Genomic DNA, 13,286 nt, shown 5'->3' on the forward strand with positions numbered 1-13,286 from the left:
GTTTCCAGCGGATTGCCGCAGCTTCCATGAGTTGGAAAACCCTTCTAGTTTTGCGATGGGGGCATCTTTCTCTCGCCGACGCACTCGGCCGGCAGACTCGCACCTTTCTCGAATCGGCACGCGCCTAGCAGTAACTCACTCTTGATACCGCCGATGAACGCGACGGCGCCTTCACGCCCTCCAGTACTAGGCCCTGAAAGGTCCACCGCCACGCTGTTGGGCTTGACTTCATAGACCCAGCCGCCGTTCTGCGCATCCGCGACCGCCCAGTTCCTGGCCGCGGTATAGTCGCGAAACGCCACAACGATCGAGTTGGTGAAGACCGGCGACTCCGGGTTGCTGCCCAATCGCAAATTCGGTGCCTGCGAGTTCCAGGCCCGCAACCCATGGGCAAGCGCCTCCGCCCCTTGTACGGGGTTGATGACCGAGGAGCCGACCGCCCAGAGGGTTTGATTGCTAGTTACCCAGGCCAGACCTTCTGGAGGTGTCAGCTGACTCCAGTCGATGGACGTCGCCGCGACCTCCAATCGGCTCTCCTGGCCGGTGGGTTCGCGGTAGGCCAGGTTCGGGACGCAATCAGCCGCGTCGTTCTTCTTGCACGCCTGCTTGATAAAGCGCCCTTTGACCCCGCCCGGGAAGCTGATCTCTTCCTCGCTGACAATAGCTCCCCCGGATTTCTCCTGGTCGATGCCATGGGGGGCCTTGAACTCGAACACCCATTCCTTGGCGAAGCTCTGGGCGATCCGCTGACTGCGTGTGGTACTGCTATAGACCGACTTTCCCGCCCCCGCCCCGTGGCGGAACCAGTCGTACATCCACTCGTTCTCGGGGAAGTTCACGGCTTTGGGCAAGAGCCCGACCTGGAAGGCCTCAAGCCCCTGATCCGTGGTGTCGCCCCGATAGAGCGTGTCCATGTCGGTCCGCCAGTGCAGGGAGGGCAGGGTGTCGCGGATCGGTACGCTGGTATCCGCCGCGACCTGAAGCCAGGCTTGATACCAGGGCTCCTCGTCGCCCTGGGGTGTTCCTGCCGCCCATGCGCCATTGCCCGGCAGCCACGCGCCTGCCAACACTACCGCCGCGACCGCAGTCGTCCGAAGAAAACCGCCATCTTTTTTCATGATTTTGTGCCTCATCCAGAACGGTCAAGCCATGCCGAATCACATACGTCATGACTACACATTCTTCGACGTGACACCTTTCATCACTTTCGCGGGAGAAAGCTGCGCTGAGCGGAGCCTCGATCCGCAGAGTGAATGTTGAGTGTAGATTGTCACGGGTGCGATAGCTGCCTTCGGGCTCCCAGACTTGTAACGCTTCTTGTCCCGGTGCTGGGTAGTCGCTATTCATGGGGAGCCAGGCAGTTTGAGGTAACGCAGCGGTGCCGCTACCTCAAGCGGCGGAGCTAGAGTGGCGCTGCACAGGTTTCCCGGCGGTTCAATAGCGCCCCCAGTGCTTCACTGATTCCGCTGGCCGGATTCCCCACCAGCACATGCCAGGTCCCACCTTCCACCTGACTGACGCCTTGGCAGCCCAGGGTTTTCAGATCCGCCTCCGATAACCGTCGACCATCCTCAAGTTGCACCCGCAGCCGAGTCTGGGCCACGCATTCCAATGCCAGCACATTGTCTTTTCCGCCTAGCGCGTCCAGCCATTGTTGGAGCTGTTCCGTACTGATCGCTGTCGACTCGGCCCGCACCGGCTTACTCACCGCGATATCGATCGAACCGGTTACGGGCAAGGCCAAACGAATCTCATCGGCAATGCTGTCCGCCAACGGCCCGACCACCACTTGCAGGCTGCCGCCATGGCCCGGCCGGACCACCGCCATCGCCCCGAGGCTTTTCAGTTCGGCGTCCAGGGCTTTGTCACGGTCCAGCAACTCCACCCGCAGGCGCGTGGTGCAGGCACCGACCGTCAGCAGGTTGGCCGCCCCGCCCAGGGCCTGGATATAAGCGGCGGCCCGCTGGTTTTCGCTGAGTATCCGGGTGGCGGTCGCAGTGGCGATATTCTCGCGCCCGGGCGTCTTCAAATCGAAACGACGGATGCAGAAATCGAAGACGAAGTAGTACAGCAGGGCATAGGCCAACCCCACCGGGAACACCAGCCAGCCGTTGGTCGACTTGCCCCAGCCCAGGGCCATGTCGATAGCGCCGCCGGAGAAGGTAAAGCCCAGGTGGATGTTCAGCGCGTTGGTCACCGCCATCGACAGACCCGTCAACAAGGCGTGCAACACATAGAGCATCGGCGCAAGGAACATGAAGGCGAATTCGATCGGCTCGGTCACCCCGGTCAGGAACGAGGTCAGGGCCATCGACAGCAGCAGCCCGCCCATCAGCTTGCGCCGTTCCGGCAGGGCATTGCGGTACATCGCCAGGCAGGCGGCCGGCAGGCCGAAGACCATCACCGGAAACATCCCGGTCATGAACTGCCCGGCCTTCGGGTCGCCGGCGAAGTAACGCGCCAGGTCGCCGGTCACCGCCAGCCCGGTCTCGGGCGAGGTGTAGCTGCCGAACACGAACCACATCATATTGTTGAGGATGTGGTGCAGGCCGGTGACGATCAGCAGCCGGTTGAAGACGCCGAAGACAAAGGCGCCGAGGCTGCCGCTCTCGACCATCAGCAGGCCGAGGCTGTTGATGGCGCTCTGGATCGGCGGCCAGATAAAGCCGAACACTACCCCCAGGCCCACCGCTGAGAACCCGGTGACAATCGGCACGAAGCGTCGCCCGCCGAAGAACGCCAGGTACTCCGGCAGCTTGATGTCCTTGAAGCGGTTGTACAGCGCACCGCCCAGCAGGCCGCTGATGATCCCGGCGAGCATGCCCATGTTGATGCTTGCATCGAGCACCTTGAGGGTGGCGATCAGCACCAGGTAACCGATGGCCCCGGCCAGCCCGGCGGTGCCGTTGTTGTCGCGGGCGAAACCCACGGCGATGCCGATGGCGAAGATCAGCGCCAGGTTGGCGAAGATGGTGTTGCCGGCATCGTGGACGATCGCGATGTTCAGCAGGTCGGTATCACCCAGGCGCAACAGCAGGCCGGCTATCGGCAGGATGGCGATGGGGAGCATCAACGCCCGTCCCAGGCGTTGCAGACCTTCGATGAAGAACTGGTACATGACGTGTCTCCTTCTTGTTGTTGTATGCAGGCGCTGGATCAATCAGCCCAGGGGCCAGTGTTGGCGACAGGCTTCACGGACTTTCGCGGCGCTGCCCAGTTGCAGCAGCGACGGCACGATCCGCCGACATTCGGCGGCATCCAGGTCGCGGACCCGCGCCTTGATTTCGCCAATTTGCGGGGTACTCACGGACAGCTCGGTGACCCCCAGGCCGATCAGCACCGGGGTTGCCAGCGGATCGGAGGCCAGCGCGCCGCAGACCCCGACCCAGCGCTGATGCAGGGCGGCCCCGGCGCAGGTCTGGGCCATCAGCCGCAGCAGGGCCGGGTGCAGGGCATCGACCCGGGCGGCGAGGCCGGCGTGGTCGCGGTCCATGGCCAGGGTGTATTGCGACAGGTCGTTGGTGCCGATGGATAGGAAGTCCGCGTGCTCGGCCAGTTGTTCGGCCAGCAGGGCGGCGGAAGGCACTTCGATCATCACCCCCAGTTCCGGGCGCAGGTTGAGTCCCATCTCAGTGGCCAGCTCATCCAGACGCTGGCGCACCTGCAGCAGTTCGTCGACTTCGCTGATCATCGGCAACAGGATCCGGCAGCGTTGCAGCGGGCTGACCTGCAGCAGGGCGCGCAGTTGCTGGTCGAGCAGTTCCGGCTGGGCCTGGCCCAGGCGGATGCCCCGCAGGCCCAGCACCGGATTGGTTTCCATCGGCAGCGGCAAGTAGTCGAGCTGCTTGTCGCCACCGACATCGATGGTGCGAATGATCACCGGTCGGTAGCCCATGGCATCGAGGACGCCCTGGTAGGCACTGCGTTGTTCCTCCTGATCCGGCGCGCTGCGACGGTCGACGAAGAGGAACTCGGTGCGCAACAGACCGACGCCATCGGCACCGTGTGAATGGGCCTCGCCGGCTTCGGCGGCCGAGGCGACATTGGCCGCGACCTCGATGCGCAGGCCATCGCGGGTATCGGCCGGTAACTGGGCCTGGGAGTGTTGTTGCTGGCGGCGCAGTTGCTGTTGCCCGTGGGCCAGGGCGACGCCTTCGCGGCGGGCCGCATCGGGGGTTAGTTCGAGGCGGCCCTGGCCGGCGTCGAGGACCACCACCTGGCCGGGCGCTATGTCCAGCAGCCCGCTCCCTAGCGCGACCAGGCAGGGCAGGCCCTTGCTGCGGGCGAGGATCGCCACGTGGGAGGTCGCACCGCCGGCGGCCATGCACAGCCCGGCGACCTGTTGCTGGCTGAGCAGCAGCAGGTCCGAGGGGGTCAGTTCCTGCGCGGCGACGATAGCGCCGGGCGGCAGGTCGTAGTGCGCGGCTTCACCCAGCAGGGCCCGCAACACCTGTTGCCGGAGGTCGCGCAGGTCGTTGGTGCGCTCGGCCAGCAGTGGATTGCCGAGATTGAGCAGGACCTGGCATTGCGCTTCGATCGACTGGTCCCAGGCGTGGCTGGCCGCCTGGCCGGCTTCGATGGCATGGCTGGCGGCATCCAGTAGCGCGGGGTCTTCGAGCAGGGCGAGATGGGCGTTGAAGATCGCTTCTTCTTCGACGGCCTTGCGCTGGCGGGCCTGTAACAGCGTGCCGTGGATATCCGAGCGGACCTTTTCCAGGGCGGCGTCCAGCGCTTGCAGTTGTTCATCGGCGTTGTGCTGGCCGGCGTCCGGCGCCAGGCTGATGGCGGCCAGGCGTACCAGCGGACCGCTGACCAGGCCGGGCGAGGCGCACACGCCCTGGAGAACGCCGTCTTCGTTCGGTTGCGGCGCCGCCGTCTGCAGCGTTGGTGGTGCCGAATGGTGTGCATCGTTCAAAGGCGTGCGCAGCACCTTCAGCAGGGCCAGCAGTGCCGCTTCGCGGTCCGGGCCCTGGCAACTGATCTGCACTTCCTGCTGTTCGCCGACGCTGAGGCCCATGATGCCGATCAGGCTATCGAGGGCGGCGGATTTATCGCCCAGATGCAGGCGCGCGCTGCAATTGAAGCCCTGCGCGGTCTGGCGCAGCAAGGCCGCCGGACGTGCATGCAGGCCGCCGTGATGGGCGACCCGGGCGCTGCCGCGGACTTCGTCGGTGTCCGTCATCGGGGTAGGGGCCTGCTGTTCGGCGTTCTGGCGCGGGACGATCCGCAGCAAGGGCTCACCGACCTTGACCTGGCCCTGGGCCAAGGGCTGCTGGTCGTAATGCTCGGCGTTGGTCAGGACCACCAGGCTCACCAGGCTTTTGCACTGGCGCGCGACCCGATCCAGGTCGATCCGCAGCAAGGCCTGGCCGTCCTGCACCCGGGCGCCGGTCTCGACCAGCAGGGCAAAACCTTCGCCTTGCAGTTCGACCGTGTCCAGGCCCAGGTGCAACAGCAGTTCGGCGCCGTTGTCGGCGCGCAAGGTCAGGGCGTGCCGCGTTCGGGCGATATGAATGATCTCGCCGGCACAGGGCGCATGCAGGCAATCGTTGAGCGGGTCGATGGCCAGTCCCGGACCCATGGCGCCGCTGGCGAATACCGCATCGTCGACCTCGGCAAGCGGGAACACGGGGCCGCTCAGCGGGGCGCTGAGGGTAATGTTGTTCTTGTTATGCATGGCGCTGTACTCGTCAGTGGGTACGGGTGACTTTGCTCAGGTGGCGCGGTTGGTCGGGGTCCATGCCACGGGCCACGGCCAGGTGGGCGGCCATCACGTAGAAACTCTGGATCGCGAGGATCGGATCGAGGGCCGGGTGTTCGGCGCAACACAGGTCCAGGTCGCGTTCGGCCACGTCTGGCGGTGCGGCCAGCAGCACCCGGGCCCCGCGCTGGCGCATCTCGGCGGCGAGCTTGAGCAGCCCGGCCTGTTCCGCACCGCGTGGGGCGAAGACCAGCAACGGGTAGCCGGCGTCGATCAGGGCCATGGGGCCGTGGCGGACTTCCGCGCTGCTGAAGGCTTCGGCCTGGATCGCCGAGGTTTCCTTGAATTTCAGCGCCGCTTCCTGGGCGATGGCGAAACCGGCGCCACGGCCGATCACCATCAGCCGTTCGCAATCGCGCAGGGTCTCGATGGCCTTGCTCCAGTCGCGGGTTGCTGCCTGGCGCAGGCCTTCCGGCAGGGCCTCCGTGGCGGCGAGCAATTCCGGGTCCTGGTGCCAATGGCCGAGCAGCCGTGCGCTGGCGCTGAGGGTGGCGATAAAACTCTTGGTCGCGGCCACGCTTTGTTCCGGTCCGGCCAGCAGCGGGATCGTATATTCGCAGGCGGCTTCCAGCGGCGAGTCCGCTGCGTTGACCAGGGCCACCGTCAAGGCACCGCGTTCGCGCAGCAGGCACAGGCTGTCCACCAGATCAGGGCTCTGGCCGGACTGGGAAAAGGCCAGTACCGCCTGGCCGCTGACCTGCAACGGTGAGTGTTGCAGGGTCACCAACGACATCGGCAGGGAGGCCACCGGGACCCCGGTCTGCTGCATGGCGATATAGGCAAAGTAGCTGGCGGCGTGGTCGGAACTGCCACGGGCGACGGTCATCACCACCTGTGGCGGTTGCTCGCGCAGCCGGGTGCCGAGGGCCATCAGCCGGGTATCGAGCTGCTGCAACTGGCGGCTGACCGCCTCGTGGGCCGACAGTGCCTCTTCAAGCATTCTGGAAGTCATGGACTTCTCCTTCGACCATGATCGAGGTCAGTGTCAGTGAACGGTCCAGGCGCACGCAGTCGGCCCAACTGCCGGTTTGCAGGCGTCCGCGCTCGGGCAGGCCAAGGTAGTCGGCGGGGAATTGCGACAGGCGTTGCGAGGCTTCGGCCAGGGGCAGGCCGATCTTCACCAGGTTGCGCAGGGCCTGGTCCATGGTCAGGGTGCTGCCGGCCAGGGTGCCATCGGCCAGGCGTACGCCGCCCAGGCATTTGGTCACGGTGTGGCTGCCCAGCTTGTACTCGCCGTCCGGCATGCCGGCCGCCGCCGTGGAGTCGGTGACGCAATACAGGCAGGGAATCGAGCGCAGGGCCACGCGCATGGCCCCGGGGTGCACATGCAGCAGGTCCGGGATCAGTTCGGCGTAGCGGGCGTGGGCCAGGGCGGCGCCGACGATGCCGGGCTCGCGGTGATGCAGCGGGCTCATGGCGTTATACAGGTGGGTGAAGCTGGTGGCCCCGGCCTCGAGGGCGGCGACACCTTCTTCGTAGCTGCCCAGGGTATGGCCGATCTGCATGCGGATGCCCCGTGAGCTGAGGTCGCGGATCAACGGTGCGTGGCCGGCGATTTCCGGGGCGATGGTTATCACCCGGATCGGTGCCAGGCGCAGGTAGTCCTCGATTTCGGCGCTGACCGCCGTATGGGCGAAGTTCGGCTGCGCCCCCAGCTTGCCGGGGTTGATGAACGGACCTTCCAGATGCACACCGAGGACCCGGGCGGTACCGGGCTGGCGCTGTTCGCAATAGACCCCGAGTTGGCCGAGGATCGCGCTGATTTCCTCGGGCGGCGCGGTCATGGTGGTGGCCAGCAGCGAGGTGGTGCCGAAGCGCAGGTGGGTGCGGGCGATGGTCTCGAAGGCGTCGCCACCCTGCATGATGTCCTTGCCGCCGCCGCCGTGGACGTGCAGGTCGATAAAACCGGGCAGCAGGTACGGCAGGTCGTTTTCACTCGGATCGCAGGGCGTGCCCTCGATCTGCGTGACCTTGCCGTGCTGGTGCAGCAGGCGGCCGCGAATCCAGCCTTGCGGGGTGAGAATGTTGTCTTCGGACATGGCAGGCTCTCTGAACAGGCTAACGCCGCAGTTCGGCGACGAAGTCGTAGTAATCGTTACGGCAGTAGGTGTCGGTCAGCTCGATGGGGGTGTTGTCCTCGAGGTAGCCGACCCGGGTCATCAGCAGCATCGCGGTACCGGGCTCGATGCCCACCAGCGCGGCGAATTCGGTCGAGGCGTTGATCGCGCGAATATGTTGCAGGGCCCGCACCACCGGACGGCCGATGCTGTCGAGGAAGGCGTAGAGCGAATCGCCGACGGCCTCGGGGTCGGGCAGCAGGGCGGCGGGCAGGGTGCTCATCTCGATGGCCATGACGGTATCGTCGGCGGTGCGCAGGCGCTTGAGCCGGGTGACCTGGTCCCGTGGCGACAGGGCCAGGCGGATCAGTTCCTCATGGCTCGGCAGGGCGATCTCGCGTTCCAGCCAGCGCGAGCCGGGGACAAAACCCTTGGCCCGCAGCCGTTCGCTGAAACTCGACAGGCGGGAAAGGGGTTGTTCCAGGCGTGGGGTGATAAAGGTCCCGGAGCCCTGGCTGCGGCGGATCAGCCCTTGTTCCAGGAGGACCTCCAGGGCCTTGCGCGCGGTGACCCGGGAAATGCTCAACAGCTCGCTCAGGTTGCGCTCCGAGGGCAATGCCTGTTCGGCTTTCCACTGGCCGGCATGGATCGCCGCTTCCAGGTTGCGCGCCAGTTGCAGGTAAAGCGGTGTCGGCTGGGACTCGTCGGGTCGCAGGGCGAGGATGTCGCTCATGTAAGATTTTTCCTGTGCGTTTGTTGGAAATGTTGCACTCGGATAGTGGTGATGAAAGTAATACCACTTGAATACCATGTCAATGCCAGTGGTTTCGTACGAGTGCAATAAAAACGCCCGTCATGGGAGGCATGACGGGCGTCGGATAAATCAGTGGTATCAGGGTGGTTCGGCTCAGGGACGGATTTCCACCAGGGTGCCGTCCTTGACCAGGTTCCAGACCTCGCGCATGTCGACGTTACGCATGGCTACGCAGCCGTCGGTCCAGTCCAGGGTGTGGAACAGCTGTTCCGGGTAGTCCTCGGAATCCGGGGTGCCGTGGATCATGATCATATCGCCGGGGTCCACGCCTTCGCGGCGGGCTCGGGCCGAGTCGCTGATATTGGGGTAGGACAGGTGCATCGACAGGTTGTATTTGTCGCTGGTCTTGCGCCAGTCCACCCAATAGAAGCCTTCGGGCGTGCGCCGGTCGCCGGCGATGAGTTTCTGGCCCTTGGGATTTCGACCCAGGGAAATGCGGTAGGTCTTCAGTGGCTTGCCATCACTGATCAGTTGCAACTGATGGGCGGACTTGAGGACCAGGACTTTCTCGATGATTTTGCCGGCCAGCGGGTCGGCGGCGGAGGCCTGGGACAGAGCAGCGAACGACAGGCAGAAGACTACTAACAACCAGCGCATTAAAACGGTATCCCTGAAGGTGAAGCGTTTCTGATTATCGGGTTATTGGTCGTTGCCGCGTGGCGCCATGGGCGGCACGGCTTCGCTGCGAACCGGGTATTGCTGGTTCGGGCGGTCGGCGAAGAAGCATTCCAGGGTCCGTCCGACGGTCCTGAACGCCAGTTCGGACCAGGGGATCTCGTGTTCTTCGAACAGCCGTACTTCCAGGCTTTCTTCGCCGGCGGCAAATTCCAGGTCCACCAGTTCGGCACGGTAGAACACATGTACCTGGTTGATATGCGGCACGTCGATCAACGTATAGATGCTCAGGTTGCGCACCTGCGCGCAAGCCTCTTCCAGGGTTTCCCGGCGAGCGGCCTGTTCCACGGTCTCGCCGTTTTCCATAAAACCGGCGGGCAGGGTCCAGTAACCCCGGCGCGGCTCGATGGCACGGCGGCAGAGCAGGACCTGGGTGCCCCAGACCGGCAGGCAGCCGGCGACGATATTGGGGTTCTGGTAATGAATGGTGTCGCAGTGGTCGCAGACGAAGCGCAGGCGCGTGTCGCCCTCGGGTATGCGTTGACTCACCGGTTTGCCGCACTGGCTACAGAACTTCATGCTGGATTCTCTTGGCAATGCGCCTATCTTCGCGTGGGTGGCGGTCTGTCGGCAAGTTGTGCTTTCGCGACATGGCAACGTCCGGGACTTGGGCCAGTCACTTCTTTTGGTGCATGATGCCGGGTAAGCCGCAAATCGAGATCAGCCATGCTGGATGAGTTACTTCGACGGATAAGCAGCCATACGCCCCGCCCCCTGGAAACGGACCGTCGTTTTCCCGAGGCGGCGGTACTGGTGCCTATTACCCGCAGTGACGAGCCGGAGTTGGTGCTGACCCTGCGCGCCAGCGGTCTGTCGACCCACGGCGGCGAGGTGGCCTTTCCCGGCGGGCGCCGCGATCCGGAGGACCCGGACCTGATTTTCACCGCCCTGCGCGAAGCCGAAGAAGAAATCGGCCTGCCGCCGGGTCTGGTGGAAATCATCGGGCCCCTCAGCCCGTTGATCTCCCTGCACGGGATCAAGGTCACGCCTTACGTCGGGGTGGTGCCGGATTTTGTCGACTATCGGGCCAATGACGCCGAGATCGCCGCGGTGTTCAATGTACCGCTGGAGTTTTTCCGCCAGGACCCGCGTGAGCATACCCATCGTATCGACTACCAGGGCCGCAGCTGGTACGTGCCCAGCTATCGTTTTGGCGAGTACAAGATCTGGGGGCTGACGGCGATCATGATCGTCGAACTGGTCAACCTGTTGTATGACGCCCGGATCAGCCTGCACAATCCCCCGGAACGTTTTATCAACATCTAGAGCCGCCGTTCAGGTGGTCGTGAGCCTTGAGGACAACCCTATGAAATACCGTCTGGGCGATGCCCGGGTCGAGACGCATCCGCAGAGCTGGGTAGCGCCCAATGCGACCCTGGTCGGCAAGGTCCGGCTGGAGGAGGGCGCCAGTGTCTGGTTCAACGCGGTGTTGCGCGGCGACAACGAACTGATCCTGATCGGCCGCAACAGCAATGTCCAGGATGGCACGGTGATGCATACCGACATGGGCTATCCGCTGACCATCGGCACCGGGGTGACCATCGGTCATAACGCCATGCTCCATGGCTGCACGGTGGACGACTACAGCCTGATCGGTATCAACGCGGTGATCCTCAACGGCGCGAAGATCGGCAAGCACTGCATCATCGGCGCCAATGCGTTGATCGGTGAGAACAAGGAAATCCCCGACGGTTCGCTGGTGATGGGCTCGCCGGGCAAGGTGGTCCGCGAGTTGACCGAGGCGCAGAAGAAAATGCTCGAAGCCAGCGCCGCCCACTATGTGCACAACGCCCAGCGTTATGCCCGCGACCTGGCGGTTGACGAAGCATGAGCACGCCGGAACGTCCGGTGGCCTCGCCTTGTGTGAGTGTCTGCGCGCTGGACGAACAGGACATCTGCATTGGTTGCCAGCGTACGGTCGAGGAGATCACCCGTTGGAGCCGCATGGACAACAACGAGCGCCGCGAGGTGCTGGCGCGTTGTCATGGGCGGGCCAAGGCCAGCGGCTTGCTGTGGATCCCGACAAAGTCTTGAGCTTGGCCCCGTGCGGTGGCTGAAGTACCCTGTAGGGCTCATAGACAAGGTCGTCTGCACTCCATGCTCTTTCTTCTCGCCTACATCGCCAGCGTCGTACTGATCAATTTCGCCTTCTCCGCGGCGCCGCACCTGGACATTATCTGGTCCGCCTGGGGCGGACTGGTATTTATCCTGCGGGACATGGTCCAGACCCGCTTCGGTCACGGCGCGATTGTCGCGATGATCGCAGCGCTGCTGCTGTCCTACTTCACCTCCGAGCCGGCCATCGCCCTGGCGAGCGCCACCGCCTTCGCCATCTCCGAATGCATCGACTGGCTGGTCTTCAGCATCACCAAGCGCCCGCTGCACGATCGCCTGTGGATAAGTTCGGCCCTCAGCATCCCGCTGGACACCTTTATCTTCTTCGGCCTGATCGGCGCGCTGACCCCGGGGGTGATCCTCACCGCCCTGGGTTCGAAATTCGCCGGGGTGACCTGCGTCTGGCTGGCCATGGCCTGGCGGATGCGCAAGGCGGCGCTTTCCAGCTGAAGTCAGGCCCGTTCGGTTCATGTCCCGCTCAGTTCATGTAAAATGCCGGCCTTTCTTCCCGACAGGTGCCTGATTGTCCAGGCGCCGTCGTTGATCTGCTTCCTTGAGGACCTGAAATGACCCGTATCGGAACTCCACTGTCGTCGACCGCGACCCGCGTATTGCTCTGTGGCTGTGGTGAGCTGGGCAAGGAAGTGGTGATCGAGTTGCAGCGCCTGGGCGTCGAAGTGATCGCCGTTGACCGTTACGCCGATGCGCCGGCCATGCAGGTGGCCCATCGCAGCCACGTGATCAATATGCTCGACGGCGCGGCCCTGCGGGCGGTGATCGAGGCCGAGAAGCCGCATTTCATCGTTCCGGAAATCGAAGCCATCGCCACCGCCACCCTGATGGAACTGGAAGCCGAAGGCTTCACCGTGGTTCCGACCGCCCGTGCCGCGCAACTGACCATGAACCGTGAAGGCATCCGTCGCCTGGCCGCCGAAGAGTTGCAGCTGCCGACCTCGCCGTACCACTTCGCCGACACCTTCGAGGCCTACAGCCAGGCCGTTACGGACCTGGGCTTCCCTTGCGTGGTCAAGCCGGTGATGAGTTCTTCGGGCAAGGGCCAGAGCCTGCTGCGCAGCGTCGACGACGTGCAGAAGGCCTGGGACTATGCCCAGGAAGGCGGGCGTGCCGGTAAGGGCCGGGTGATTGTCGAGGGCTTTATCGACTTCGACTACGAAATCACCCTGCTGACCGTTCGTCATGTGGGTGGCACTACCTTCTGCGCGCCGGTCGGCCACCGTCAGGAGAAGGGTGACTATCAGGAGTCCTGGCAGCCGCAGGTCATGAGCCCGTTGGCCCTGGCCGAGTCGGAGCGGGTCGCCAAGGCGGTGACCGAGGCCCTGGGTGGGCGCGGGATGTTTGGCGTCGAGTTGTTTATCAAGGGCGACCAGGTGTGGTTCAGCGAAGTCTCGCCGCGTCCTCATGACACCGGCATGGTGACCATGATTTCCCAGGACCTGTCGCAGTTTGCGCTGCATGCCCGGGCGATTCTCGGCTTGCCGATCCCGTTGATCCGTCAGTTCGGCCCGTCGGCGTCGGCGGTGATCCTGGTGGAAGGGCAGTCGACCCAGACCGCGTTCGCCAACCTCGGTGCGGCGTTGAGCGAGCCGGATACCGCCTTGCGCCTGTTCGGCAAGCCGGAAGTCAACGGCCAGCGCCGCATGGGCGTGGCGTTGGCGCGGGACGAGTCGATCGAAGCGGCGCGGGCCAAGGCGACCCGTGCTGCTCAGGCGGTTGTGGTAGAGCTGTAAGCACGCTGACGAGCGCGGATTTGTGCCCTGCGCAAAATCCGCGTTCACCACTGAACTGTAGGAGCAGGGCTTGCCCGCGAAGAGGCCCTTGAGTGCTGCATTGATCTCAAGGATGC

General features: G+C 64.4%; 13 protein-coding genes. 5 read left to right on the plus strand and 8 right to left on the minus strand.

Annotated elements, in window-relative coordinates; translation table 11 throughout:
- Positions 1 to 44: 44 nt before the first annotated feature.
- The 8 genes from M5C71_RS18240 to M5C71_RS18275 form a co-directional block, all read right to left on the minus strand.
- Positions 45 to 1,118 (minus strand): hypothetical protein, encoded by a 1,074-nt coding sequence (locus M5C71_RS18240; protein WP_248768427.1) that lies wholly within the window; start codon positions 1,116 to 1,118, stop codon positions 45 to 47.
- A 284-nt stretch (positions 1,119 to 1,402) separates the two neighbouring features.
- Positions 1,403 to 3,118, minus strand: coding sequence for an N-acetylglucosamine-specific PTS transporter subunit IIBC (nagE, locus tag M5C71_RS18245; protein WP_103497026.1), 1,716 nt, complete (start codon positions 3,116 to 3,118; stop codon positions 1,403 to 1,405).
- A 42-nt stretch (positions 3,119 to 3,160) separates the two neighbouring features.
- Positions 3,161 to 5,677 (minus strand): phosphoenolpyruvate--protein phosphotransferase, encoded by a 2,517-nt coding sequence (gene ptsP / locus M5C71_RS18250; RefSeq protein ID WP_248768428.1) that lies wholly within the window; start codon positions 5,675 to 5,677, stop codon positions 3,161 to 3,163.
- Positions 5,678 to 5,690: 13 nt separating this feature from the next.
- On the minus strand, positions 5,691 to 6,713 hold the full coding sequence (locus M5C71_RS18255; RefSeq protein ID WP_248768429.1) for an SIS domain-containing protein: 1,023 nt from the start codon (positions 6,711 to 6,713) through the stop codon (positions 5,691 to 5,693).
- Positions 6,694 to 7,800 carry an N-acetylglucosamine-6-phosphate deacetylase gene (nagA, locus tag M5C71_RS18260; protein WP_103497023.1) on the minus strand — a complete coding sequence of 369 codons (1,107 nt, stop codon included), beginning with the start codon at positions 7,798 to 7,800 and terminating at the stop codon, positions 6,694 to 6,696. The genes M5C71_RS18255 and nagA overlap by 20 nt, the downstream gene beginning before the upstream one ends.
- Before the next feature lie 19 nt (positions 7,801 to 7,819).
- Positions 7,820 to 8,551: a GntR family transcriptional regulator gene (locus M5C71_RS18265; RefSeq protein ID WP_248768430.1), complete on the minus strand. Its 732-nt coding sequence runs from the start codon at positions 8,549 to 8,551 to the stop codon at positions 7,820 to 7,822.
- 174 nt (positions 8,552 to 8,725) lie between these two features.
- The gene (locus M5C71_RS18270) at positions 8,726 to 9,229 is read right to left on the minus strand and encodes a L,D-transpeptidase family protein (RefSeq protein WP_248745226.1); all 504 of its coding nucleotides are present in this window, start codon (positions 9,227 to 9,229) and stop codon (positions 8,726 to 8,728) included.
- Between the two features lie 42 nt (positions 9,230 to 9,271).
- Positions 9,272 to 9,826 carry an NUDIX hydrolase gene (locus M5C71_RS18275; RefSeq protein ID WP_248745225.1) on the minus strand — a complete coding sequence of 185 codons (555 nt, stop codon included), beginning with the start codon at positions 9,824 to 9,826 and terminating at the stop codon, positions 9,272 to 9,274.
- Between the two features lie 147 nt (positions 9,827 to 9,973).
- Between M5C71_RS18275 and M5C71_RS18280 the strand changes: the two genes are divergently transcribed.
- The 5 genes from M5C71_RS18280 to purT all read left to right on the plus strand — a co-directional run bounded on the left by M5C71_RS18280 (position 9,974) and on the right by purT (position 13,170).
- Positions 9,974 to 10,573: a CoA pyrophosphatase gene (locus M5C71_RS18280; RefSeq protein WP_103497019.1), complete on the plus strand. Its 600-nt coding sequence runs from the start codon at positions 9,974 to 9,976 to the stop codon at positions 10,571 to 10,573.
- Between the two features lie 40 nt (positions 10,574 to 10,613).
- Positions 10,614 to 11,138 (plus strand): gamma carbonic anhydrase family protein, encoded by a 525-nt coding sequence (locus M5C71_RS18285; protein ID WP_100944707.1) that lies wholly within the window; start codon positions 10,614 to 10,616, stop codon positions 11,136 to 11,138.
- Positions 11,135 to 11,341, plus strand: a complete 207-nt coding sequence (locus tag M5C71_RS18290) for a DUF1289 domain-containing protein (RefSeq protein ID WP_103497018.1) — start codon at positions 11,135 to 11,137, stop codon at positions 11,339 to 11,341. The genes M5C71_RS18285 and M5C71_RS18290 overlap by 4 nt, the downstream gene beginning before the upstream one ends.
- A 63-nt stretch (positions 11,342 to 11,404) precedes the next feature.
- Complete coding sequence (locus tag M5C71_RS18295; protein ID WP_103497017.1) at positions 11,405 to 11,872, plus strand: VUT family protein; 468 nt, start codon at positions 11,405 to 11,407, stop codon at positions 11,870 to 11,872.
- Between the two features lie 116 nt (positions 11,873 to 11,988).
- The gene (purT, locus tag M5C71_RS18300; protein WP_248768431.1) at positions 11,989 to 13,170 is read left to right on the plus strand and encodes a formate-dependent phosphoribosylglycinamide formyltransferase; all 1,182 of its coding nucleotides are present in this window, start codon (positions 11,989 to 11,991) and stop codon (positions 13,168 to 13,170) included.
- Positions 13,171 to 13,286 lie beyond the last annotated feature (116 nt).

The organism is Pseudomonas sp. MWU12-2345 (assembly GCF_023242385.1).
Taxonomy (GTDB): domain Bacteria; phylum Pseudomonadota; class Gammaproteobacteria; order Pseudomonadales; family Pseudomonadaceae; genus Aquipseudomonas; species Aquipseudomonas gingeri_D.

What these genes read in the sequence shown, in the direction of transcription:
- M5C71_RS18240 (WP_248768427.1), bottom strand. Translation starts at nt 1,118, where the DNA reads ATGAAAAAAGATGGCGGTTTTCTTCGGACGACTGCGGTCGCGGCGGTA.
- nagE (WP_103497026.1), bottom strand. Translation starts at nt 3,118, where the DNA reads ATGTACCAGTTCTTCATCGAAGGTCTGCAACGCCTGGGACGGGCGTTG.
- ptsP (WP_248768428.1), bottom strand. Translation starts at nt 5,677, where the DNA reads ATGCATAACAAGAACAACATTACCCTCAGCGCCCCGCTGAGCGGCCCC.
- M5C71_RS18255 (WP_248768429.1), bottom strand. Translation starts at nt 6,713, where the DNA reads ATGACTTCCAGAATGCTTGAAGAGGCACTGTCGGCCCACGAGGCGGTC.
- nagA (WP_103497023.1), bottom strand. Translation starts at nt 7,800, where the DNA reads ATGTCCGAAGACAACATTCTCACCCCGCAAGGCTGGATTCGCGGCCGC.
- M5C71_RS18265 (WP_248768430.1), bottom strand. Translation starts at nt 8,551, where the DNA reads ATGAGCGACATCCTCGCCCTGCGACCCGACGAGTCCCAGCCGACACCG.
- M5C71_RS18270 (WP_248745226.1), bottom strand. Translation starts at nt 9,229, where the DNA reads ATGCGCTGGTTGTTAGTAGTCTTCTGCCTGTCGTTCGCTGCTCTGTCC.
- M5C71_RS18275 (WP_248745225.1), bottom strand. Translation starts at nt 9,826, where the DNA reads ATGAAGTTCTGTAGCCAGTGCGGCAAACCGGTGAGTCAACGCATACCC.
- M5C71_RS18280 (WP_103497019.1), top strand. Translation starts at nt 9,974, where the DNA reads ATGCTGGATGAGTTACTTCGACGGATAAGCAGCCATACGCCCCGCCCC.
- M5C71_RS18285 (WP_100944707.1), top strand. Translation starts at nt 10,614, where the DNA reads ATGAAATACCGTCTGGGCGATGCCCGGGTCGAGACGCATCCGCAGAGC.
- M5C71_RS18290 (WP_103497018.1), top strand. Translation starts at nt 11,135, where the DNA reads ATGAGCACGCCGGAACGTCCGGTGGCCTCGCCTTGTGTGAGTGTCTGC.
- M5C71_RS18295 (WP_103497017.1), top strand. Translation starts at nt 11,405, where the DNA reads ATGCTCTTTCTTCTCGCCTACATCGCCAGCGTCGTACTGATCAATTTC.
- purT (WP_248768431.1), top strand. Translation starts at nt 11,989, where the DNA reads ATGACCCGTATCGGAACTCCACTGTCGTCGACCGCGACCCGCGTATTG.